Genomic DNA, 23,546 nt, shown 5'->3' with positions numbered 1-23,546 from the left:
TAGAAAGGTGTTGGTATAGACATGGATTACATTGTAACTACACTGGATAATCTTTTGCACCAGACAGCATTTTTCAATCTTACATGGGGAAACTATGTAATGATTCTGGTAGCATTTGTATTCCTGTATCTGGCTATCAAGAAGGGATATGAACCGTTACTTTTAGTTCCTATTTCTTTTGGTATGCTTCTGGTAAATATTTATCCGGATATAATGGTATCACCGGAAGCTACAAGCAATGGAGTAGGCGGACTTCTGCATTACTTCTATCTGCTTGATGAGTGGAGTATTCTTCCTTCACTTATCTTCCTTGGTGTAGGTGCCATGACAGATTTCGGACCACTGATTGCCAATCCTGTAAGTTTCCTTATGGGTGCAGCAGCTCAGCTTGGTATCTTTGCAGCTTATCTTCTTGCAATCCTCTTTGGATTCAATGACAAGGCTGCTGCAGCAATTTCAATAATCGGTGGCGCTGACGGCCCTACTTCAATCTTCCTTGCAGGTAAGCTTGGACAGACAGAGTATATGGGACCTATAGCTGTTGCGGCATATTCTTATATGTCACTCGTACCTATTATTCAGCCGCCTATTATGAGACTTCTTACAACTGAGAAGGAAAGAAAGATTAAGATGGAGCAGCTTCGTCCGGTATCAAAGCTTGAGAAGATTCTGTTCCCGGTAATCGTAACGGTTGTTGTATGTCTTATTCTTCCTACAACGGCACCACTTGTTGGTATGCTTATGCTTGGTAACCTCTTCAGGGAATCAGGCGTTGTTAAGCAGCTTTCAGAGACAGCACAGAATGCGCTTATGTACATTGTAGTTATTCTTCTCGGTACATCGGTAGGTGCGTCAACAAGCGCAGAGGCATTCCTTAAGGTTACGACACTTAAGATTGTTGCACTCGGACTTATAGCATTTGCATTCGGTACTGCCGGAGGTGTTCTTCTTGGCAAGCTGTTATGCAAGATAACTCATGGTAAGATTAATCCGCTTATCGGTTCAGCAGGTGTATCTGCCGTTCCTATGGCGGCGCGTGTATCACAGAAGGTAGGACAGGAATCAGATCCATCCAACTTCCTCCTTATGCATGCTATGGGACCTAATGTTGCAGGTGTTATCGGTACTGCGGTTGCAGCCGGTACATTCATGGCAATGTTTGGTGTATTCTAAATATTACAGTATTTAATCAGATAATAATCAGGAGGTAAGTAATAATGGCAGAGCAGATAGCAAAGAAACCATTAAAGATTACAGAGACTGTTCTTCGTGATGCACATCAGTCACTTATTGCGACAAGAATGACGACAGAACAGATGTTACCTATCATAGATAAGATGGATAAGGTAGGCTACCACGCAGTTGAGTGCTGGGGTGGTGCAACATTTGACGCATGCCTTCGTTTCCTTAAGGAAGATCCTTGGATGAGACTTCGTAAGTTAAGAGACGGCTTCAAGAATACAAAGCTTCAGATGCTTTTCAGAGGTCAGAATATTCTTGGATATAATCATTATGCAGATGATGTAGTTGAGTATTTCGTACAGAAGTCAATCGCCAATGGTATTGATATTATCCGTATATTCGACTGCTTCAATGATATCCGTAACCTTGAGACTGCTGTTAAGGCAGCCAAGAAGGAGAAGGGTCATGCACAGATAGCTCTTTCATATACAATCGGTGATGCATATACACTTGATTACTGGAAAGATATGGCCAAGAGAGTAGAGGACATGGGAGCTGATTCACTTTGTATCAAGGATATGGCAGGTCTTCTTCTTCCATATCAGGCTACAGAGCTTGTGCAGGCCCTTAAGGAAGGTGCAGATATTCCTATTGATATGCATACGCATTACACATCAGGTGTAGCTTCAATGACATATCTTAAGGCTGTGGAAGCAGGTGCTGATATCATTGATACCGCAATGTCACCATTCTCAATGGGAACAAGCCAGCCTGCAACAGAAGTTATGGTAGAGACATTCAAAGGAACTCCTTATGATACAGGCCTTGACCAGAAGCTTCTTGCAGAGATTGCAGATTACTTCAGACCAATGCGTGAGGAAGCTCTTGCAAGCGGCCTTATGAATCCAAAGGTACTTGGAGTTAATATTAAGACTCTTCTTTATCAGGTACCTGGCGGAATGCTTTCTAACCTTGTATCACAGCTCAAGGATGCACATGCAGAAGATAAGTACGAGGCAGTTCTTGAGGAGATCCCAAGAGTTCGTAAAGATTATGGCGAACCGCCGCTTGTTACACCTTCATCACAGATTGTTGGTACACAGGCTGTCCTCAACGTACTCCAGGGTGAGCGTTACAAGATGATTACTAAGGAGTCTAAGAAGGTTCTTGCCGGTGAATTCGGTAAGACAGTTAAGCCGTTTAATCCTGAAGTTCAGAAGAAGGCGATCGGTGACAAAGAGCCAATTACATGTCGTCCTGCAGATCTTATCGAGCCACAGCTTGAGAAGTTCAAGAACGATCCAATCGTTAAGCAGTACGCACAGCAGGAAGAAGATGTACTTTCATACGCACTCTTCCCACAGGTTGCTACAGAGTTCTTTAAGTATCGTGAAGCACAGCAGACAAAGGTTGATGCTGCAGCTGCTGATACACAGAACAAGGCATATCCGGTATAATAACAACAGTAAGTTTAATATGACGATAAGCTAAGCAATTAAACAATTACTCAGACAAAACCCCTCTTTACCTGACATTGTAATGTCCGGTAAGGAGGGGTTTTATGCACAATAAAAGGATTCAACTGTTGTCAATTGTCAGCCATCTGAATTCCTTAGCGCATCAATAGGATTCAGCCTGCTGGCTCTTCTTGCAGGAACCCAGCCGAAGATAATGCCAATGGCAGCAGAGAAGCCTACGCCGAGCAGAATCGCGGACATCTGAATCTCAAATGTCGTACTCATTAGTGTTGAAGCAACATAAGAGATTATCAGGCCGAGAATAACTCCTACAAAACCTCCCGTAAGTGAAAGGAATATAGATTCAAGCAGAAACTGCATCTGTATTCGTGACGGTTCGGCACCAAGTGCCTTTCTGAGACCTATTTCCTTAGTACGTTCACTTACTGACACAAGCATCATGTTCATTATTCCGATTCCGCCGACAAGCAGTGATATGGAAGCTATACCGCCAAGCATTGCCATCAGCATGTTCTCGGTTGTCTCCATGCTCTGTATAAGTGAATCCATGTTAGTTACATTATAGCTGTCTGAGTCATTGCTGAATGATTCACTTAATATGTTTTCGACTGCTGCTGTTACTGCGTCTGAATACCGTGTATCAGATACATAAACCTCAAGGCTTGTTATATTGCCGGAGGATGTCATGCGCAGTGCATTGCGGTATGGTATTATGACCGTTCCGGCATTGCTGGATGATTGACCGAATGAATTAAAAGAGGAATTATCATCGTCAGATCCGTCATCAGTAAGGCCTACAACGGTATAAGTGTAACCGTTAAGCTTAAGCGTCTGTCCCAGAGGATTAGTGCCAAGGAAAAATGTCTGCGCACAGTCTCTGTCAATAATGCAGGTATATACAGAACCATCCATTTCAAGAGATGTAAGCTCGCGTCCAAGCACAAGATTAGTTGTTGTATTTCTGAAATATGCATCGCTCCTGCCCTGTACGGTAACTGTGTTTTTTGAACCTTCGTACATTACGGTTGCTGTAGTTGTTACACTTGGGGATGTACCATTAACGTACTTCAAGGCTTCAATATTTTCTATGTCACTGTCAGATATGCCCGTTTTCATGGCATTACCTGTTACGGACACAGTGATTGTATTGGCACCAAGTTCCGAGAATTGTCCCATTACGGAATCGTATACGCCATGGACGATTGTAATAAGCGCAATTACGGCAGTGACACCGATTATTATTCCCAGCGTCGTAAGAAATGAACGCATTTTATTAGTCCGTATATTCTTAATTGACATTGAGATACTCTGTTTTAAAATGTCCATAAATTCTCCAATCTTTGCATTTATGCATCAGTAAGGTCACCATCTTCAAGATTGCCGTCAAGAATTCGGACAATTCTTGATGCGTGACTGGCAATCTTGGCATCATGGGTTATCATGATTATTGTGTGGCCTTCACTGTTTATGTCATGGAAGAGCTCCATAACCTGACGTCCGGTGTTCTGGTCAAGTGCGCCGGTAGGTTCATCTGCCAGAAGAATCGACGGAGAGTTAGCCATTGCTCTGGCGATTGCAACACGCTGCTGCTGACCGCCGGACATCTGGTTAGGAAAATGGTGAAGCTTGTCACCGAGTCCGACCTTTTCAAGAAGTACTGTGGCACGTTCGCGTCTTTCCTTTTCATGTACGCCGGCATAGATCATCGGAAGCTCAACATTTTCAAGAGCATCCTGTTTTGGCAGAAGATTAAACTGCTGGAATATAAATCCAATCTCGCGGCCGCGGATGTGTGCGAGCGTCTTTTCGTCCATGTCTGCGATAGTTCGTCCTGACAAAATATATTCGCCTGAGGTCGGTACATCAAGACAGCCTATTATATTCATAAGAGTTGACTTGCCTGAGCCTGACGGACCGAGAATCGCGAGAAATTCACCTTCATTTACGGAAAGGTCAATTCCCTTAAGTACATGCGAGGTTTCCTCACCCATTACATAGTCTTTTACAATATTCTTCATAGTGAGAATTTCATTATTAGTAGAGATGTTAAATGTGGTATTCAATCCGGTCTCCATTCCTGCATATTTTTATACGCATATTAAACTGGTGCGTTTAGTTGCCTCCGGGACCACCACCCGGCGCTTTGCCGCCGTTACCGCCACGGCCGCCACCGTTACCGCCGCCATTGCCGTCAGGAGCCTGACCCTGCGGCCGCTGTCCGCCACCCATGCCCATGCTGATAAGGGCTTCTGAGGTCTTACTCTGTTTAACGAGGACGGTTTCACCTTCTGCCAGACCATCTTTTATCTCAACATATGTGCCGTTGCTTATTCCGAGCGTAACATTGCGCTGTTGTGCATTAGAGGCGTTGCCGCCTACAAGAACATAGGCAGTGTTATCGGTATTGTAGTTAAGAGCACTCATTGATACTGAGACAACATTTTCAACACCGTTAAGGAGGTATTTGACCTCTGCTGACAGACCGCTTCGTATATCATCATCTGCATCAAAAGTCACATCGGCTGTAAAATATGATACATTGTTACTTACGGTTGCCTTCTTTGACATATTTTCAATGGTACCTTTATATGTCTTATTGAGGGCATCTACAGATACGGTTACTTCTGTACCGTTATCAAGGGCAGATATATTGTCTTCGTCAATTTTTATCTGGACTTTCATCTTATCATAATTGGTTACCTCGGCAGCAGTATCGCTTGTTGAGGCTGAATCGCCTACATTGATGTTGAGAACTGTTATTACACCATCAATCGGTGCTGTAATCTTATAATCTTCAAGCTGGTCATAGAGAGCCTCAAGTTCAACCGTGGCAGTTGTCGTATTGGATGTAGCCTGGGTCTTCTCAAGTGAATCGGCATAATCCTGAAGTGTTTCACCGGCTGATTTTACGGCAATCTCGTAGCTTGCCTGCGCCTGCTGGTATGCGGTGTATTTCTGCTGCATATTTTCGTAGTCGGAATTGAGATTAACGTTGCTTGTGTAATATGACATAAGCAGGTCATTAACGGCATTGTCATAATTAGTCTGTGCGTTGTCAATTGCTTTTTGTAAAGAATCACTTTTTTCTTCTGCTGATTCAAGCTCTTTCTGTGCATTTGCAGCCTCAGAGGAGTCTTCTCCATAGATGCTCTCAGCATTGGCAACACCTTTATCATATCCTCTTATCTTTGCTTCATTGTCAGCGTAATCCTGATTGGCGTCATCAAGTGCCTGCTTTGCGGATGCAACTTTCTGGTTGGAACTGATTACGGATGAATCCATATTGTTTTCAAGCTCCATCTTATTACGCTCATAAGTTTCTTTGGCCTGTTCATAAGATGTGCGGGCATTCTCGACGCTGTTTGCGGCAGACATAATCTGGCTGTTCTGGCCGTTTTCAAGGTCAGCCTTGTAATTATCATATTTTTTCTGGCTGTCACGTATTGAATAGAAATTATTAAGCTCGGTATTGGAAAGTGATGCTTCCTGTTTCTTTATGCTTCTCTGAATTTCGGAATCATCGAGAGTGGCAATTACGTCACCTTTTTTAACCTCGTCACCGATAGATACATTAACTGCTGTAACTGTCTTAGATACCTTCGGCTTTATTGTGGCATCACTGACGGCTTCAACATTGCCGGAGAATGTAAGGTATGTCGCAACATTACGCACCTGAACGGTTTCTTCGGTGTACGTGTCAGTTGTCTTTTGGGTGCGGAAGACGACAACAACGGCTATCACTATAACAAGAAATACCGGGATGATAACCTTAAGGTGCCTGCGCAGAGACGCTGCAAGCTTTTGTAATCTGTGTTTCATTAGGGAAAGGCTCCTTTCAAATATAAAAATATGATTTATAATATTAATAAATAGTGAAATAAAATTGGAAAAATTATGAAAATTAAGTGTCTTTGTGAGATATTTTCCAGAGCGATAATGTATTACTTATAGAAAAGAGCAGTGGAAAAGCTGCAGAATGGAGGAAAATTTGAAACCAGACGAGATGATGGTGAACCGGCTGGCACCATCTGTGTACAGAATCGCCTATAATTATTTTGGCTGCAGGGAAGATGCTGAAGATATAATGCAGGATGTGATTATTAAAATGCTCACCTCGGACAAAGAGTTTGAAAGCGAGGAACACATAAAAAGCTGGACTATACGCTGTACGGTCAATGAGTGCCACTCACTGTACCGCAATCCGTTCAGGAGGAAGCGCGTATATCCGGATGGGGACAATGCATGGAAGGATGATGCGTGGTGGGAAAATGCAGCAGGAAGACAGGAGGATGTCTTTATATCAGAAGCTGAGGCAGATTATGAAGCAGAGCTTGTCAGGGACGCACTTTCAAGGCTGCATCCAAGATACAGAATAGCACTTTATCTGTATTATTATGAGGAATACAGTGTGAGAGAAATTGCCGGAATGCTTGGGAAAAGAGAATCAACAGTGCAGACATGGCTTGCAAGGGGACGCAGGCAGATGGCTGATATAATTGAAAAGGAGCAGTGATTATGAAAAAATGGGAAGATATGTACAGACACTATCAGAATGGGCAAAAGCCCGATGAGACAAAGGTAAAGAACGCCGTAGCACAGGCACTCGGAAGCTCAGATAATCATGCGTCCGGGCATGCTGCAGAGCCGGAAAGACATAAACGTGCAATTGCATTTACAAGAGGACGCACGGTTGCCGCAGCTGCCGCAGCTGTGTTATGCATATGTATGTCAGTCCCGGTGATTGCCGGAATAGCAGAGAATATAATCGGAAAATCCAAATTTGACAGCTATACACAGCTGCACAGTGTTGATAACCGGTATATCGGATATTCGGATGAAACTGTGGAAAGCAGTGATGTAAGGCTTAATATTGACCGGTACATGAGAATTGATAACGACGCGATTGTTGAGCTTACTCTAAAAAATATTAATGACAGACCGGGAGAAAAGTATAATTACAGGGCGGAGTTCGCAACAGTCAGTGAAGATGGAAGCTTCAGCTATATGGCTAATGGAATGCCGTCTAACGAATCAGTGGTGATATCTGTCGGCAAGGACTATGATGTGCAGAATAACTGTACGCATATAGTGTATCTTATTAAAGATGTACCAGATATGCTCGTAGTAGGACCGAGCAGCAATGATAAAGAGTGGCGGCAGAAAAGAGCGCAGTATACGTTGAATAATATTATCCGCCAGAAAGAGAAAGATAAGAATGCTGATAATACTGCAAAGCTGGTTGAGGAAAGCGGGTACTTTATTCTGCTTAATATTAAAGATGCACCTGTATATAGCAGCGAGACTCAGGGAATAATTATAGATATGGATGAAGATGACATAGCACAGGCAAGGCTTAATTATCCGTCAGAGCTTGATAATGATGAAGTTGAGATGAGGGTGTCTCCGGTAACATTTACAATTACTGACTTTGGAATTGAAGCAAGATTTGAAACAAAAATCGTGAGCGATTATGTATGGAGGCCGGCAATGATCAGCCTTGTATACAATGATGGAAGCGTTAAGAGGATTGCACCGGAAAGAAGCAGATATAAGGATATTCCGGTGAAGGAACGTCAGAATGGCAATGATATTACAATTGTCACCTGTTCATCTTTGTACTACGAAAGAAAGAATAAGACGGACGCCGCTGCACAGCAATACAGCGACAATTACAGTGATTTTTATGACGGATACAGTAACATACACTGGCATCTGGATGAGGTCATAGACACATCATCCATAAAGACGGTCATTGTTGACGGTGTGAGCTTTGATGTTAACAAATAAGAAAATCTGACTTGGAAAATGCTTAACCATGCAGTATAATAATCAGATATGAGATTATGAACCTAAGGAGCATGGATGAGCAAGGTTATTATAGTTGGCGGCGGTGCTGCCGGGATGATGGCGGCTATTACTGCTGCAAGGAACGGCAACAGCGTATTGCTGCTGGAAAAGAATGAAAAGTTAGGCAAAAAGATATATATAACAGGCAAGGGAAGATGTAATCTTACTAATGCGGGAGATAATGAAGATCTGATGAACAGCATTGTCACGAATCAGAAGTTTATGTATGGTGCATTCAGCAGATTCAGCAATTATGACTGCATGGGATTCTTTGATGAACTTGGTCTTAAGTTCAAGATTGAACGAGGTAACAGAGTGTTCCCTGAATCGGACAAGGCTGCTGATGTAATAGACTGCCTGCGCCGTGAACTGAGAAGACTTAATGTGTCAGTTGAGTATGAAACTGAAGTTAAAAAAATAACAGCACATACCGCAAAGAATCCGGATTCTGATGGCAGCACAACACTTGTTACAGGAGTTGATGCCGTAACGCGTGGAAAGAAGCGTCATTATGATTGTGACGAGCTTATTGTTGCAACCGGCGGATGTTCGTATCCGACAACCGGCTCAACAGGGGATGGTTACAGATTGGCCGAGGAACTTGGCGTCAGGGTTACGGATGTAATCCCGGCGCTTGTTCCGGTTATAGCAAAAGAGGAGTGGGTTAAAGAGCTGCAGGGACTGAGCCTTAAGAATATTGCAATAACTGTCTGTGACGGCAGCAAAGAAGTGTACAGTGATTTCGGAGAGATGATGTTTACACATTTCGGAGTTACCGGACCTGTAATACTGAGTGCAAGCAGCTATATAGCAAAGCGCCTGCGCCGGCATGAACTTAAGCTGGTGATTGACCTGAAGCCGGCGCTTGATAATGAACAGCTTGACGAGAGAATATGCCGTGATTTTGAAGAATTCAGGAATAAGCAGTTTGCTAATTCGCTGGATAAGCTTCTTCCTAAGAAAATGATACCGGTAATCGTGGAATTGAGCGGCATAGACCCTGCACAGAAGGTCAACAGCATAACGGCAGCTTCAAGAAAGCAGCTTGTGCAGCTTTTTAAGAACCTGACGGTTACGATTACCGGAGTCAGAGGCTTTAATGAGGCGATAATTACCCAGGGAGGAATTGATGTCAGAGAGATTAATCCTTCGACGATGCAGTGCAAGAAAATCCCCAATCTGAGGTTCGCAGGGGAAGTGCTTGATGTTGATGCGGTTACGGGAGGATTTAATCTTCAGGTCGCATGGTCAACGGCATACACGGCAGGGCAGCTTGGACAGCAGAATCAGAATAAATATTAATAAAGTGAGACATATACAGATATGTGTACCCACAGAAAAGAGGAATGTAATGGCATATGCAATAGCAATTGACGGACCGGCGGGAGCAGGCAAGAGCACGATAGCGAAGAGAGTTGCTAAGGAACTTAACTACATATACGTTGACACCGGTGCAATGTACCGGGCAATGGCAATATATTTTATGGATAACGGAATTGACTGTAACAGCGAAGAACAGATACAGAGTGCGGTTGACGGCGTAGACATAAGGATAGAATATGCCGATGGAGTACAGCAGGTTATTCTTAACGGAAGCAACGTAACAGCGCGTCTGAGAGAAGAAGCTGTCGGCAGAATGGCATCTGCAACTTCAGGATACGGCTGTGTAAGGGCAAAGCTTCTTGAACTTCAGCGTAATCTGGCAGAAACGTCCAATGTGATAATGGATGGACGTGACATTGGAACAACAGTGCTTCCTGATGCGCAGACCAAGATTTATCTTACGGCAAGCTCTGATGCAAGGGCTAAGAGACGTTACGATGAACTTGTAGAGAAGAATGGGAATGCTGACTATGAGGAGATTAAGGCCGATATTGAAAAGCGTGACTATCAGGATATGCACAGGACAATCTCTCCGCTTAAGCAGGCGGATGACGCTGTGCTGCTTGATACCTCTGACATGAATATTGACGAGGTTGTGGCAGCAGTGAAAAAGCTTATCAGATAATTAATCAGACTGTATAGAGTGGAGGAATGCATGGGAATAATACTTGCAAAGACTGCGGGATTCTGTTTTGGAGTAAAGCGTGCAGTGGATAAAGTATATGCACAGGCGGGCAATGGCAACGTGTATACATTTGGTCCTATCATTCATAATGAAGAGGTTGTAAAAGATCTTGAGAAAAAAGGCGTACGCGTAATTAATGATGCTGATGAATTATCCGGGCTTGAAAAGGGTACAATAATCATACGTTCACATGGCGTTGCAAAGAACGTATATGATGCAATTAATAAGAGCGGATTTGAGATTATAGATGCAACCTGTCCGTTTGTTCTTAAGATACACAGGATAGTAGAACAAAAAAGCAAGGAAGGCTGTACGATTATAGTAATCGGCAATGAACATCATCCGGAAGTTGAAGGGATAGTAGGATGGTCTGTGAGCAGAACGTGTATTATTGATTCAGCAGAAAAAGCTGAAAAATTTAAGGCGGATGACAATGAAAAATTATGTGTCGTGTCGCAGACGACATTTAATTACAAGAAATTTGAAGAATTGGTTGAAATTATTTCAAAAAAGGGTTACAATATAGACATTCGTAATACAATTTGCAATGCCACCGAGGAACGCCAGACAGAGGCGAGGGCTATTGCATCCAAGGCGGATGCAATGATAGTCATTGGCGGCAGGAGCAGTTCTAATACGCGTAAGCTCTATGAGATCTGCAAGTCAGAGTGTGAGGACACGTATTATATACAGACACTAAGAGACCTGGATTTGTATAAGTTTAACTCCGAAGGCTGCATAGGTATTACAGCAGGGGCATCAACCCCTAATAACATTATTGAGGAGGTTTATTCTAATGTCAGAGCAAAGTTTTGAACAGATGCTTGAGGAATCATTTAAGACAATACATACAGGAGAGGTCGTTGACGGTACAGTTATCAGTGTCAAGGAAGATGAAATAGTACTTAACATCGGATACAAGGCTGATGGTATAATTACACGCAGTGAATATACTAACAAGCCTAATGTTGATCTTAGAACGGTAGTATCAGAGGGTGATACAATGAAGGCCAAGGTTCTTAAAGTTAATGATGGTGACGGACAGGTTCTTCTTACATACAGAAGACTTGTAGCTGAAGAAGGCAATAAGAAGCTTGAAGAAGCATACAACAATAAGGAAGTTATCACAGCTAAGGTTGACAAGGCAATCCCTGGAGGCTTAAGCGTAGTAATCGACGAAGCAAGGGTATTTATTCCTGCAAGTCTTATATCTGACACATATGAGAAGGATCTTACTAAGTTTGAAGGTCAGGAAGTATCATTTGTGATTACAGAGTACAATCCTAAGAAGAGAAGAATTATCGGTGACTGCAAGCAGCTTATTCTTGCTAAGAAGGCTGAGCAGGCTGAGAAGCTTCTTGCTTCAATTAAGGAAGGCGATACAATCGAAGGAACAGTTAAGAATGTAACTGACTTCGGTGCATTCATCGATCTTGGCGGAGTTGACGGACTTCTTCACATTTCAGAGATGTCATGGGGAAGAACAGAGAATCCTAAGAAGGTATTCAAGGTTGGAGACAGCGTTAAGGCATTCGTTAAGGAGATTAACGGTTCTAAGATAGCTCTCAGCCTTAAGTATCCTGATCAGAACCCTTGGACAGATGCTCCGGAGAAGTATGCGGTAGGCAATGTCGTTAAGGGCAAAGTGGCGAGAATGACAGACTTTGGTGCTTTTGTTGAGCTGGAGACAGGTGTTGATGCACTTCTTCATGTATCACAGATTGCACTTGAACATGTTGATAAGCCATCAGATGTTCTTAAGATTGGACAGGAGATAGAAGCTAAGGTTGTAGACCTTAATGTAGAAGAGAAGAAGATCAGCCTTAGCATTAAGGCACTTCTTAAGGATAATGCTTCAGATGAAGCAGCAGAAGAAGTTTCAGAAGAGAACTAATCTGATATTATGAATTTTATAAGCCTTATAACGATTTAACCATCAGTTATAAGGCTTATTTTTAAATGACACGATTAATGGAATGGAGAAAATATGGGGAATAATTACGAAGATTTCAAAAAGGAAGTGCTTAAGCTTACCGGAATTGACCTTAATGCGTACAAGGAACGCCAGATGAAGAGACGTATTGATACGCTGATAGGACGTAACGGATTCACCGGATATGTTGACTATACAAAGCTTATATCAACTGATGCACAAAAGCTTGACGAATTTGTTAATTATCTTACTATTAATGTTTCTGAATTCTACAGAAATCCGGCATTGTGGGACACGCTCGAGCAGTCTGTCCTGCCTAAGCTCATTGAACAGTATGGAAGCAATCTTAAGATCTGGAGTGCAGCATGCTCCACAGGTGATGAGCCATATACAATTGCAATGATTCTTGCCAAGAAGATGCCACTCAACAGAATACATATCCTTGCTACAGATCTTGATGAACAGGTCATAGAGAAGGCTAAGATAGGCGTATATGGCCCTAACAGTCTCAAGGGACTGCCTGACGAATATAAGAAGAAGTATTTTGAACAGATGGGTGAGAAAGCATATAAGATATCTGATGATATCAAGAGATGTGTTGAGTTTAAGAAGCATAATCTGCTCAAAGATCCATATCCTTCAGGATGCCATCTAATAGTATGCCGTAATGTAATGATTTACTTTACTGAGGAAGCAAAGGATCAGATATACAGAAAGTTTAACGATGCCCTTGTTAAGGGCGGATGCCTTTTTGTTGGTAATACAGAGCAGATTATTAATTACAAGGAACTTGGCTTTGGCTTCGAGAAGCTGTTTTTCTATAACAAACTGTAAGAATCTATCTGAGAAGCGTGCTTATCACATGCATCATATACGAATACTGGCTGTCATAGCTGTTGCAAAAAGTGTCATCCAGTTCAAAATACATTTTTTTATCTGAATAATCAATCTTAAAATATGGCGAGATAACCTCGCTTTTCTGTGGCAGAAACATGCCGGTCTTCTTGCTGTAGCAGTTAGCTGCTTTTGCTTTGGTGCGGAAGTCTTTGTCAACGTAAAATGCAACACTTTTGTGTATTGCACGGTCTTCAAACGGCAGATAATAATAATTGGTGTAGTCTGAATAAAAATATTTGAGTTCACCGGTATATATGCGGCAGCGTATTTTGAGCGTTGTGCCATATATGACCATGTAGCACTCGTCATTGCCGCAGGAAACTCTTGACGGTACAGGCGTATCAAGCGATGCACTGAAAATAGCTTCGCAGTTCTTACTGTCAGGATGGTTTATATCAAGCGAGGTAATGGTAAAGCTGCCTTCCAAAACCTGCATGTATGAAAGTACCGGCGTTATTGCAAGAAGTCCCCTGAGATCATCGGCGTTATGCAGAAGGATTGTGTCAAGAGCATTTCTGTCCGAAGTGCTGACATAGTTTTCATATATTTTTATCAGCTCACCACCGTTGTATATGTCCTCACGGTCTATTCCGAGAAAATGCTCAACTGACTTCTGCTTGTAATTCTCAAGCTTGAGAAGTGCTGATAATGGCTTTATCTGCCTGAAGATATCAATGCTCTCATATGCGTCTAGTGTGTATGGAAGATTGTAGTGTCGGCAGCGTTCGTTAACGTATGGTATATCAAAGCCGTTACTATTGTAACCGCATATTTTGCTGTGCTCGCCGAGAATTTCAAAAAATGAGGCAAGCACTGCAGCTTCCGCCTGCTTATTCTCGGCAAACCACTGCCTGAGGATAAGCTTTTTGTTATCACGATATATTGCACCTATAAGATACAGGTATGTGCTTCTTGAGGAAAAACCCGTTGTCTCTATATCAAACATAACTGTCTCATCATCTATTGCAGGTTCGGGACAAATGATTTCTTTTGCAAATGTCAGCATGTATACCTCCTGAAAACATTTTTAGACTATTATAGTCCAAAATACGCTTAAAATAAAAGAGATTTTGTATATTTTGCTTTATTTTTCTCATTAATTGCGGTAAAATGATATAAGATATTTTTATTCATTAAGGAGAAGAATGCAATGGGAAAGTTGACATTTAAGGGTGGAGTTCATCCTTTCGACGGAAAGGAATTCTCGAAAGACAAGCCTATTAAAGAGCTTCTGCCGGAAGGCGATATGGTATTTCCGCTTTCACAGCACATCGGAGCTCCGGCAGTGCCTGTCGTGGCAAAGGGTGACCATGTCCTTGCGGGACAGCTTATTGCTGAGGCCGGCGGTTTCATTTCAGCCAACATTCACTCATCTGTATCCGGTACCGTTAAGGCTATAGAGCCAAGAACACTTGCTACCGGAGGCAAATGCAATTCAATCATAATTGAGAATGATGGTAAGTATGAAGAAGTAGAGTATGCTAAGACTAAGTTTGAGGATCTTACTAATGATATGATCCGTGAAAAGGTCAAGGCAGCAGGTGTAGTAGGTATGGGTGGTGCCGGTTTCCCGGCTAATGTTAAGATTACACCGAAGGATCCCGAAGCAATAGACTATGTTATTGTTAACGGAGCTGAGTGTGAGCCATATCTTACTTCTGATTACAGAAGACTCCTTGAGGAGCCTGAAAAGGTGGTTATGGGTCTTAAGATTGTCCTTAAGCTGTTTGACAAGGCGCAGGGCGTAATTGCAATCGAGGATAATAAGCCCGAGGCTATAGCTGTAATGGAGAAAGCATGCGCAGGAGAGGACAGAATCTCTGTTAAGGTGATGAAGACAAAGTATCCTCAGGGCGGTGAGCGTTTCCTGATATCAGCAGTGACAGGACGTGAGATTAACTCATCAATGCTTCCGGCCGATGCCGGATGTATTGTGCATAACGTAGATACTGTTACTTCAATCTATTTTGCATGTATAGAAGGATTCCCGCTTACTAAGAGAATCGTTACTGTTACAGGTGACGGAGTTAAGGAGCCACAGAATTTCTATGTATATCTTGGCATGAATTTCAGACAGCTTCTTGACGCGGCAGGTGGTCCTGTAGGTGAACCTGAGAAGTATATATCAGGCGGTCCTATGATGGGATTTGCAATGTATTCACTTGATGTCCCTGTGGTTAAGGGAAGCTCATCACTGCTTGTGCTTCAGAAGGATCCTGTTAAGGATCTCAAGGCTTCAGCATGTATCCGCTGCGGTAAGTGCGGAGAGGCATGCCCTGAGCATCTTCTTCCTGCAAAGCTTGCAGTACTTGCATCAAAAGGCAGAATTGAAGAGTTTGAGAAGCTTGACGGTGTTGAGTGTGTAGAGTGCGGAAGCTGTTCATTCACATGTCCGGCGAAGAGACCTCTTGCACAGTACATTAAGTCAATGCGTAAGCAGGTTCTTGCCAACCGCAGAAAGAAAAAATAACGGAAAGGTGGATATACAACAGTGAGCGATTTATTTAGTGTTTCAACATCACCTCATGTGCGCAGCAGCCAGACGACATCTTCAATTATGCTTGATGTACTTATTGCGCTGATACCTGCAAGCGTATTTGGTGTATATAATTTTGGACTTGGTGCACTTGCAAGAATAATTATAAGTATTGCAGCATGTGTAGCCATAGAAGCAATTTATGAGTATTTTATGCATAAGGAGATTACTGTAGGCGATTTCAGTGCGGCAGTAACAGGTCTCCTTCTTGCACTTAATGTTCCGGTAACACTTCCAATCGGAATGCTTATCATAGGTGATGCATTTGCAATAATCATCGTTAAGATGCTTTTCGGCGGACTCGGACAGAACTTCATGAACCCTGCGCTTGGTGCGAGATGTTTCCTTTTCATCTCATTTGCAAAGTGGATGTCTGATTTTGCAACAGATGCATATACAGGTCCTACGCCTCTTGCAATCCTTAAGGGAGGAGAAGAAGCAGCAGGACTTGCACAGCCGGAGCTTCTTAATATGTTCCTTGGTTCTACGGCCGGTACAATCGGTGAGACTTCAGCACTTGCAATCCTTATAGGTGCTATATATCTCCTTGTTAAGAAGATTATAAGCCCGAGAATACCTGTAGCTTACATAGCTTCATTTGCAGTATTCATACTTATCTTTGCACCGGGACATCAGTTTGATTTTATGTATATGCTTAAGGAGATCTGCGGCGGCGGTCTTATGCTTGGAGCATTCTTCATGGCAACTGATTATGTTACATCACCTATTACACCTAACGGCAAGATTGTATTCGGTATAATCCTTGGTATCCTTACAGGCCTGTTCAGAATGTTCGGTGCCAATGCAGAAGGTGTTTCGTTTGCAATTATCTTTGGCAACCTTCTTGTACCGCTTATCGAGAAGGTAACTGTTCCGAAGTCATTCGGTAAGAAGCCGGAAAAGGAGGCAAAGTAATCATGAATATGAAAGCTATTATAAAAGATGCACTGATTTTATTTGCGATTACACTTATTGCCGGACTGGCACTTGGATTTGTACATAAGATAACAGAGGCTCCTATAGCAAAGGTTCAGGAGCAGGCAAAGCAGGATGCATACCGTAATGTATTTGAGGGTGCTGATGAGTTCAAGGCACTTGAATCGGTACCGTCTGATAATTATGCATCAGTTCTTGCGGCAGCAGGAATCGAGAAAGACGAGATTTCAGATGTGGTTGCAGCAATGAAGGGTGGCAGCTATCAGGGACTTGTTGTTACTGTAATTGCTAATGACGGATACGGCGGAGATATCAAGTTTTCAGTAGGTATCCAGAAAGACGGAACAGTCAACGGAATATCAATTCTTTCAATCAGCGAGACAGCAGGACTTGGTATGAAGGCTAAGGAAGAGAAGTTCCAGTCTAACTTTAAGAATAAGAAGGCATCACAGTTTGTTGTAACCAAGAGCGGTGCAGCAAAGGATGGCGATGTTGATGCAATAAGCGGTGCCACAATTACATCTAAGGCAGTTACCAAGGGTGTTAACAGTGCACTTGCAGTATTTGAGAATCTTACAAAAGAGGGTATTAAGCTGACAGGAGGTGTTTCTGTTGAATAAGTGTATTGAACGACTTTATAATGGTATAATCAAAGAGAACCCGACACTTGTACTCATTCTTGGCATGTGTCCTACTCTTGCGGTAACAACATCAGCAATCAATGGTATGGGAATGGGACTTACAACAACGGCAGTTCTTGTAATGTCAAACTTCATGATTTCCCTCCTCAGAAAAATCATACCTGACAAGGTAAGAATGCCGGCGTACATAGTTATCGTTGCATCATTTGTTACAGTTATACAGATGCTTCTTGAAGGATATCTTCCTTCACTTAATGAGTCACTCGGAGTATATATTCCTCTTATCGTAGTTAACTGTATTATTCTTGGACGTGCTGAGAGCTATGCTTCTAAGAATCCTGTAGTTCCATCAATCTTTGACGGACTTGGAATGGGTCTTGGATTCACATTATCGCTTACTATTCTCGGTGCATTAAGAGAGATTCTCGGTGCTGGAACATTCTTCGGACTTACGGTATATACCGAGGAATTAATGCCACCTGTAAGCATAATGGTACTTGCACCCGGTGCATTCTTTGTACTCGCAATGGTAATCGCCGTGCGTAACAAGATTATCAGAGGCAGGAAGACTGCGGCTGAGGCAGGATGCGATAAGATAGACTGCGGACACTGCGGTAATACTGCATGTGCCGGACATAAGACAGGCAGCGCCGAATAATAGACAGAAGGCTGTAATAAGCCAAATAAATGGAGGTAAACATGAATCTGATTATCATAGCAATCAGTGCAGCACTCGTTAATAATGTTGTGTTGAGCCAGTTCCTTGGTCTGTGTCCGTTCCTCGGTGTATCTAAGCAGACAAAGACGGCAGCCAGCATGGGTGTTGCAGTTATATTTGTAATTGCAATATCATCTGCATGTTCTAATTTAATTTATAAGTTTATTCTTATACCTACAGGTATGGAATATCTTCAGACAATTGTATTTATTCTTGTAATTGCAGCACTTGTTCAGTTTGTTGAGATGTTCCTTAAGAAGTCAAGTCCGGCACTGTATTCGGCACTTGGTGTGTATCTTCCACTGATTACTACTAACTGTGCAGTACTTGGTGTTGCACTTAACAGTGTATCTTATGGTTACAATTTCATTGAGACTGTAGTATACGGCGTATCAACAGCAATCGGCTTTACAATTGCAATTGTACTTATGGCCGGTATCCGCGAACGTATTGCTGATAATGATGTTCCTGAGAGCTTCAAGGGAATGCCGATTGTTCTGCTTACAGCAGGACTTATGTCAATAGCATTTGTCGGATTTTCAGGACTTGTCTAAGGAGGATATGATATGAGTGGAATTATTATAGCTGCCGCAGTTGTCGGCATAACAGGAATTCTTATCGGTATCTTCCTTGGTGTTGCAGGAGATAAGTTTAAGGTTGAGGTTGATCAGAAGGAAGTTGATATACGTGCAGAACTTCCGGGCAATAACTGTGGCGGATGCGGTTATGCAGGATGTGACGGACTTGCAGCGGCAATAGCAAAGGGAGAGGCTCCTGTTAATGCATGCCCTGTCGGTGGAGCACCTGTAGGCGCTAAGATTGCAGCAATAATGGGAACTGAAGTTGCTGACAGCAAGCGCATGACAGCATTCGTTAAGTGTGCAGGTGACTGTAACAAAGCAAAAGAGAACTACTACTATTCAGGAGTTAAGGAATGTACCCAGATGCCATTTGTACCTAATGGCGGTTCAAAGGCATGTACATATGGATGTATGGGATACGGCTCATGTGTAAAGGCATGTGAGTTTGATGCAATTCATGTAGTGGATGGAATAGCAGTAGTAGATAAGGAAAAATGTAAGGCATGCGGTAAGTGTGTTGCGACATGCCCAAGGAATCTTATCGAACTTATTCCTTACGATGCACCGCTTACTGTTAACTGTGCATCAAAGGATAAGGGCAAGGATGTAATGGCAGTATGTTCAACGGGATGTATCGGATGTATGCTTTGTACAAAGCAGTGTGAATTCGGTGCAATCACTGTAGAGAACAACATAGCACATATCGATTATGATAAGTGTACAGGATGCGGCAAGTGTGCCGAGAAGTGTCCTAAGAAGATTATAACAAGACATAACAACTAGTTTTAATGGAAAGAAAGTAGAAAAATGAGATTAAAAAGATTTTTAAACGGTAAAATGGCAAAATCTGTTATGGCAGTTACTCTTGCAGGAGTTATCACAGCGGCATGTGTAGCTGTCGGTTCAGACAGTATTAACAGTAACGGTACAGATATCAATGCACAGAATATACAGACTGTAACAGCAGGTGCGGATTCATATGTGGCTGATGAGACATCACAGATGACCGGCAGCGATGCTAAGGGTGCATTTACAACAGAAGACCTCGGAATCAGTGCTTCGGATTATACTGATGATGAGCAGATAGCGAAGGCAGCTGATACAATTGCCAATGCAGATGCACAGAATATTGTTAATACCCAGTTTGAACTTATTCCTGTAGAAAAGCTTGCAATTACGGCTGACACATCTTCTGAGAACGAAGTAATGGGAGGCAGGAAGGAATATATTGATAATGGAGGAGCTAAGCAGTCTGCGGCAGTTAAGTTTGCTGAGACACCAATGTACGTGTATGGTGTTGATGTATCTAAGTGGCAGGGCGATATTAACTGGGCAGCAGCCAAAGCGTCAGGAATCTCATTTGCAATGATTAAATGTGCAGGAAGAAGTACAGGTGACGGATCACTTTATATAGACCCTTACTTCGTACAGAATATTCAGGCGGCACAGTCTGTAGGTATTCAGTGCGGTGTGTACTTCTTCTCACAGGCAACTAATATTGTAGAGGCATATGAAGAAGCATGCCTTACGGTTCAGCTTTGCCAGCAGTACAATATTACATATCCGGTAGCATTTGATTGGGAGTCAGCAAGTGATTACAGAGTTGCACTTGTGCCACAGAACCAGCTGACAATGAACATGATTGCAGCTACATTCTGTAACACTGTTGCAAGCTACGGATATACACCTATGGTATATGCATGCAAGAATGATCTTTATAATACATTTGAGCCTGCGTCACTCAGTGCATCATATAAGATCTGGATGGCTAATTATTATAATGATTATTATTACACAAGCAATATCTACATGTTCGAGAGACCGCTTCCTGCGACATCATTCCCATATCAGATGTGGCAGTTTGGTGTAACCAATGCAATCCCGGGATTCAATGGTTATGTAGATATGGATCTTGGTTTCTTCTATTACATGCCAACAGTGGCTGCAACAAGCTTCCAGCTTACGGTTACGCAAAAGGAGATATCTACAACATTCGGTTCTCCGGTTAATCTGCTTGACGGCGTAATAGCAGTAAGCTCAGCAGGTATCGATGCAACACCGTTTGTTACATATCTCATATCAGATGTTAACGGACAGCTTGTGACAGAAGACTATGCATATGCTAATGTCGGTATATATGCGGTAACATATACACTTACGGATGTGGATGGAACGACTGCATCTGAGCAGGCACTGCTTTATGTATATCCGCCAACAGGTGCATAATTAACGGACTGTGACCGGGCTTTCCGGTCACAGTTTTTTCTTATAAGGCGCAGTAATGGAGGTCAGTATGCAGAATTTTGTATTTAATGCTACAACAGAGATGAATTTTGGTCGCGGACAGATTGAAAAGCTTCCGAAGATACTTGGCAGATATGGCAGAAATGTTCTTATGGTATACGGAATGGGAAGCATAAAGCGCAATGGAATATACGATAAGGTTATGTCGCTTCTTGATGACTTTAATGTATATGAACTTGATGGCGTCACACCGAATCCAAGAATAGACAAAGTACGTGAAGGTGTAATGATATGCCGGAACTATCATATAGACGTTGTACTTGCAGTTGGCGGCGGAAGTACGATAGATTGCAGCAAAGCAATAGCCGGGGCATATTATTATGATGGTGACGCCTGGGATATTGTAATGGATAATTCGAGAATCACTGATGTACTTCCCATAGTAGCTGTACTGACAGCAGCGGCTACAGGTTCAGAGATGAACAAGAATGCTGTGATATCCAATCCGGAAAGACATGAAAAGATAGGAACATCCAGCCTTAAGTTTATTCCGAGAGCTGCAATATGTGACCCGGAATATACATATGGTGTGTCAAAGTTCCAGACTGCTGCAGGAACGGCAGATATAATGTCGCATGTATTTGAAAACTACTTTAAGAGCGAAAAAGGTACATATATACAGGACAGATTTGGCGAAGGTATTATTGAAGCATGTCTCAAATATTGTCCGAGAGCAATGGAAGACCCGTGCGACTATGATGCAAGGGCTAACCTTATGTGGGCAAGCAGCATGGCACTTAACGGACTTATAGGTTGTGGCAAAGGTTCGCAGTCATGGTCATGCCACCCTATAGAACATGAGCTCAGTGCATTTTATGATATAACACATGGAGCAGGCCTTGCAATTGTAACTCCAAAGTGGATGCGTCACATACTTAATGAAAAGACAGCGAGAAGATTCAAAAAATATACGCGTAATGTATTTCATGTGCAGGATACAGGAGATGATTACGAGATGGCAGAGATTGGGATTGACAAAACGGAGCAGTTCTTCAAAGACATAGGACTGCCGTCAACACTGTCAGAGCTTGGAATAGATGACAGTAAAATACAGGTCATGGCACACAATGCTGTTATACATGGCAGACTGGATAATGCATATGTGCCGCTCGATGACATGGATGTAGAGAAGATTTTGAGGGCATGTTTGTAAGTTAGGGTAAGACACTTTGTGAAATATGTCTAAAAATGTCATATTAATTATATAGATATGTAACAAAGTGTTTATTACAGAATACTGAATAAAAAACATGCGGAAACTCTGTTGACACGGCACTTCTGATTATGTAATATAATCACATAAACAAAAGCACATAAGAGCATTTCCCCAAGGCTCTTGACTATATATTGTTCCCCTCGCAAAAAGATGAAGTCCCCTATAAACTTCATCTTTTTCATTTGCGTAAAATTCCATCTGGTATTATAAATATTATTAAAACTGGCATTTTACATGTTGCCACATTTGCTATAAGATGTCTGCATACATGATACAAGATTTGCATTTATCTGCAGACTTGGCATGCCCGGAGGTGTGGGCAGAAATGGAGGAAAACATGGAAAAGAACAAAAAGTACATTCCACTTATAGTGGGAGCGGTAGTCACAATTGCCGGAATAATAGCAGACGTGATTACCTACGAGGCGGGCAATTATAAGAATGCGCCATATGCATATTCGCTTATTGCAACATTTGCAGGTATTACAATCATTATTGCCGGACTTATAACTGCATTTAAGAAAGAACAGAGCCGGAACATAACCAACACTACAGTATTGGCACAGGCTGCATTGTGTGCGGCATTAAGTTATGTAGGATGTACATATTTTAAGATACAGATACCGGTTGCAGGAACAGAGGGAACGATGTTTCATTTTGGTAACGTGTTCTGCGTACTCGCAGCATTGCTTATCGGTGGCTTCTGGGGTGGAATGGCAGGAGCGGTTGGAATGTCAATAAGCGATATTCTCTCAGGAATATATATTACAACAGCACCGAAGACATTTGTCCTTAAGCTTTGCATTGGTCTTATTACAGGATTTGTTGCTCATAAACTGTTCAGGATATCAAAGCCGAATGACAAGGGACATGGCTACACGGTTGCAGCTACAGTTGTATCAGCAACAGCAGGAATGATATTCAACATAATAGCAGAGCCATTCGTAGGCTATTTCTATAAGACATATCTGTATGGACTGCCTCAGGATCTTGCTAAGACACTTGCCAAGATTAACGGACTGACAACAACAGTCAACGCTGTTGTGGCAGTGGTGGCTGCATCAATTATATATCTTGCATTAAGACCGGTTATGAGAAAAGCCGGACTCTTAAGAGAGATAGATTAATAATAAAACAATTCAAAAAAGACATCCGGTTGTATCCCGCTATATGAGAGAAACCGAATGTCTTTTTTATTATTGCATGTAAG

Annotated in this window: 22 protein-coding genes; 18 read left to right on the top strand and 4 right to left on the bottom strand. The window is 42.3% G+C overall.

Annotation, left to right across the window (positions count from 1 at the left end):
• The first annotated feature begins 21 nt into the window (after positions 1–21).
• Positions 22–1,173, top strand: a complete 1,152-nt coding sequence (locus NQ488_08040; protein UWN94539.1) for a sodium ion-translocating decarboxylase subunit beta — start codon at positions 22–24, stop codon at positions 1,171–1,173.
• Positions 1,174–1,217: 44 nt separating this feature from the next.
• Positions 1,218–2,639: an oxaloacetate decarboxylase subunit alpha gene (locus NQ488_08035; protein ID UWN94538.1), complete on the top strand. Its 1,422-nt coding sequence runs from the start codon at positions 1,218–1,220 to the stop codon at positions 2,637–2,639.
• Positions 2,640–2,777: 138 nt separating this feature from the next.
• Here the strand turns inward: NQ488_08035 and NQ488_08030 are convergent, their stop codons facing one another.
• The 3 genes from NQ488_08030 to NQ488_08020 form a co-directional block, all read right to left on the bottom strand.
• Positions 2,778–3,986: an ABC transporter permease gene (locus NQ488_08030; GenBank protein UWN94537.1), complete on the bottom strand. Its 1,209-nt coding sequence runs from the start codon at positions 3,984–3,986 to the stop codon at positions 2,778–2,780.
• Positions 3,987–4,006: 20 nt separating this feature from the next.
• A complete protein-coding gene (locus NQ488_08025; GenBank protein ID UWN97129.1) occupies positions 4,007–4,687 on the bottom strand; it encodes an ABC transporter ATP-binding protein in 681 nt (226 codons plus the stop codon).
• An 85-nt stretch (positions 4,688–4,772) separates the two neighbouring features.
• Positions 4,773–6,479 (bottom strand): efflux RND transporter periplasmic adaptor subunit, encoded by a 1,707-nt coding sequence (locus NQ488_08020; GenBank protein UWN94536.1) that lies wholly within the window; start codon positions 6,477–6,479, stop codon positions 4,773–4,775.
• A gap of 169 nt (positions 6,480–6,648) precedes the next feature.
• Between NQ488_08020 and NQ488_08015 the strand changes: the two genes are divergently transcribed.
• The 7 genes from NQ488_08015 (at position 6,649) to NQ488_07985 (ending at position 13,342) form a co-directional block, all read left to right on the top strand.
• Positions 6,649–7,173 (top strand): RNA polymerase sigma factor, encoded by a 525-nt coding sequence (locus tag NQ488_08015; GenBank protein ID UWN94535.1) that lies wholly within the window; start codon positions 6,649–6,651, stop codon positions 7,171–7,173.
• Between the two features lie 2 nt (positions 7,174–7,175).
• On the top strand, positions 7,176–8,447 hold the full coding sequence (locus NQ488_08010; protein UWN94534.1) for a hypothetical protein: 1,272 nt from the start codon (positions 7,176–7,178) through the stop codon (positions 8,445–8,447).
• Between the two features lie 75 nt (positions 8,448–8,522).
• Entirely contained in the window at positions 8,523–9,809 is a 1,287-nt protein-coding gene (locus tag NQ488_08005) for an NAD(P)/FAD-dependent oxidoreductase (protein ID UWN94533.1), read from the top strand.
• 49 nt (positions 9,810–9,858) lie between these two features.
• A complete protein-coding gene (gene cmk / locus NQ488_08000) occupies positions 9,859–10,515 on the top strand; it encodes a (d)CMP kinase (GenBank protein UWN94532.1) in 657 nt (218 codons plus the stop codon).
• A 30-nt stretch (positions 10,516–10,545) separates the two neighbouring features.
• Positions 10,546–11,391 carry a 4-hydroxy-3-methylbut-2-enyl diphosphate reductase gene (gene ispH, locus NQ488_07995; protein UWN94531.1) on the top strand — a complete coding sequence of 282 codons (846 nt, stop codon included), beginning with the start codon at positions 10,546–10,548 and terminating at the stop codon, positions 11,389–11,391.
• Complete coding sequence (gene rpsA / locus NQ488_07990) at positions 11,372–12,469, top strand: 30S ribosomal protein S1 (GenBank protein ID UWN94530.1); 1,098 nt, start codon at positions 11,372–11,374, stop codon at positions 12,467–12,469. The genes ispH and rpsA overlap by 20 nt, the downstream gene beginning before the upstream one ends.
• 93 nt (positions 12,470–12,562) lie before the next feature.
• Positions 12,563–13,342: a protein-glutamate O-methyltransferase CheR gene (locus tag NQ488_07985; protein ID UWN94529.1), complete on the top strand. Its 780-nt coding sequence runs from the start codon at positions 12,563–12,565 to the stop codon at positions 13,340–13,342.
• Between the two features lie 4 nt (positions 13,343–13,346).
• Here the strand turns inward: NQ488_07985 and NQ488_07980 are convergent, their stop codons facing one another.
• Positions 13,347–14,411, bottom strand: a complete 1,065-nt coding sequence (locus NQ488_07980; GenBank protein ID UWN94528.1) for a ribonuclease H-like domain-containing protein — start codon at positions 14,409–14,411, stop codon at positions 13,347–13,349.
• Between the two features lie 144 nt (positions 14,412–14,555).
• Here NQ488_07980 and rsxC point away from each other — a divergent pair, with 144 nt between their 5' ends.
• From rsxC to NQ488_07935, 9 genes are all read left to right on the top strand, one after another.
• Positions 14,556–15,875, top strand: a complete 1,320-nt coding sequence (rsxC, locus tag NQ488_07975) for an electron transport complex subunit RsxC (protein ID UWN94527.1) — start codon at positions 14,556–14,558, stop codon at positions 15,873–15,875.
• 21 nt (positions 15,876–15,896) lie between these two features.
• The gene (locus tag NQ488_07970; protein UWN94526.1) at positions 15,897–16,856 is read left to right on the top strand and encodes an RnfABCDGE type electron transport complex subunit D; all 960 of its coding nucleotides are present in this window, start codon (positions 15,897–15,899) and stop codon (positions 16,854–16,856) included.
• Positions 16,857–16,858: 2 nt separating this feature from the next.
• Positions 16,859–17,497 carry an RnfABCDGE type electron transport complex subunit G gene (locus NQ488_07965; GenBank protein UWN94525.1) on the top strand — a complete coding sequence of 213 codons (639 nt, stop codon included), beginning with the start codon at positions 16,859–16,861 and terminating at the stop codon, positions 17,495–17,497.
• The gene (locus tag NQ488_07960) at positions 17,490–18,176 is read left to right on the top strand and encodes an electron transport complex subunit E (protein ID UWN94524.1); all 687 of its coding nucleotides are present in this window, start codon (positions 17,490–17,492) and stop codon (positions 18,174–18,176) included. The genes NQ488_07965 and NQ488_07960 overlap by 8 nt, the downstream gene beginning before the upstream one ends.
• Positions 18,177–18,217: 41 nt before the next feature.
• On the top strand, positions 18,218–18,790 hold the full coding sequence (rsxA, locus tag NQ488_07955) for an electron transport complex subunit RsxA (protein ID UWN94523.1): 573 nt from the start codon (positions 18,218–18,220) through the stop codon (positions 18,788–18,790).
• A gap of 12 nt (positions 18,791–18,802) precedes the next feature.
• Entirely contained in the window at positions 18,803–19,600 is a 798-nt protein-coding gene (locus tag NQ488_07950; GenBank protein UWN94522.1) for an RnfABCDGE type electron transport complex subunit B, read from the top strand.
• 24 nt (positions 19,601–19,624) lie between these two features.
• On the top strand, positions 19,625–21,043 hold the full coding sequence (locus NQ488_07945; GenBank protein ID UWN94521.1) for a hypothetical protein: 1,419 nt from the start codon (positions 19,625–19,627) through the stop codon (positions 21,041–21,043).
• A 67-nt stretch (positions 21,044–21,110) separates the two neighbouring features.
• The gene (locus tag NQ488_07940; protein UWN94520.1) at positions 21,111–22,274 is read left to right on the top strand and encodes an iron-containing alcohol dehydrogenase; all 1,164 of its coding nucleotides are present in this window, start codon (positions 21,111–21,113) and stop codon (positions 22,272–22,274) included.
• 601 nt (positions 22,275–22,875) lie between these two features.
• Complete coding sequence (locus NQ488_07935; GenBank protein ID UWN97128.1) at positions 22,876–23,463, top strand: ECF transporter S component; 588 nt, start codon at positions 22,876–22,878, stop codon at positions 23,461–23,463.
• Positions 23,464–23,546: the final 83 nt, after the last annotated feature.

It is taken from the genome of [Bacteroides] pectinophilus, from assembly GCA_025146925.1.
Taxonomy (GTDB): Bacteria; Bacillota; Clostridia; order Lachnospirales; family Lachnospiraceae; genus Bacteroides_F; species Bacteroides_F pectinophilus.
This window is presented reverse-complemented; position numbering and strand designations above follow the sequence as displayed.

Excerpts from the sequence above, each read along its gene's own strand:
- NQ488_08040 (UWN94539.1), top strand. The coding sequence starts at position 22 with ATGGATTACATTGTAACTACACTGGATAATCTTTTGCACCAGACAGCA.
- NQ488_08035 (UWN94538.1), top strand. The coding sequence starts at position 1,218 with ATGGCAGAGCAGATAGCAAAGAAACCATTAAAGATTACAGAGACTGTT.
- NQ488_08030 (UWN94537.1), bottom strand. The coding sequence starts at position 3,986 with ATGGACATTTTAAAACAGAGTATCTCAATGTCAATTAAGAATATACGG.
- NQ488_08020 (UWN94536.1), bottom strand. The coding sequence starts at position 6,479 with ATGAAACACAGATTACAAAAGCTTGCAGCGTCTCTGCGCAGGCACCTT.
- NQ488_08010 (UWN94534.1), top strand. The coding sequence starts at position 7,176 with ATGAAAAAATGGGAAGATATGTACAGACACTATCAGAATGGGCAAAAG.
- NQ488_08005 (UWN94533.1), top strand. The coding sequence starts at position 8,523 with ATGAGCAAGGTTATTATAGTTGGCGGCGGTGCTGCCGGGATGATGGCG.
- cmk (UWN94532.1), top strand. The coding sequence starts at position 9,859 with ATGGCATATGCAATAGCAATTGACGGACCGGCGGGAGCAGGCAAGAGC.
- ispH (UWN94531.1), top strand. The coding sequence starts at position 10,546 with ATGGGAATAATACTTGCAAAGACTGCGGGATTCTGTTTTGGAGTAAAG.
- rpsA (UWN94530.1), top strand. The coding sequence starts at position 11,372 with ATGTCAGAGCAAAGTTTTGAACAGATGCTTGAGGAATCATTTAAGACA.
- NQ488_07985 (UWN94529.1), top strand. The coding sequence starts at position 12,563 with ATGGGGAATAATTACGAAGATTTCAAAAAGGAAGTGCTTAAGCTTACC.
- NQ488_07980 (UWN94528.1), bottom strand. The coding sequence starts at position 14,411 with ATGCTGACATTTGCAAAAGAAATCATTTGTCCCGAACCTGCAATAGAT.
- rsxC (UWN94527.1), top strand. The coding sequence starts at position 14,556 with ATGGGAAAGTTGACATTTAAGGGTGGAGTTCATCCTTTCGACGGAAAG.
- NQ488_07965 (UWN94525.1), top strand. The coding sequence starts at position 16,859 with ATGAATATGAAAGCTATTATAAAAGATGCACTGATTTTATTTGCGATT.
- rsxA (UWN94523.1), top strand. The coding sequence starts at position 18,218 with ATGAATCTGATTATCATAGCAATCAGTGCAGCACTCGTTAATAATGTT.
- NQ488_07950 (UWN94522.1), top strand. The coding sequence starts at position 18,803 with ATGAGTGGAATTATTATAGCTGCCGCAGTTGTCGGCATAACAGGAATT.
- NQ488_07945 (UWN94521.1), top strand. The coding sequence starts at position 19,625 with ATGAGATTAAAAAGATTTTTAAACGGTAAAATGGCAAAATCTGTTATG.
- NQ488_07940 (UWN94520.1), top strand. The coding sequence starts at position 21,111 with ATGCAGAATTTTGTATTTAATGCTACAACAGAGATGAATTTTGGTCGC.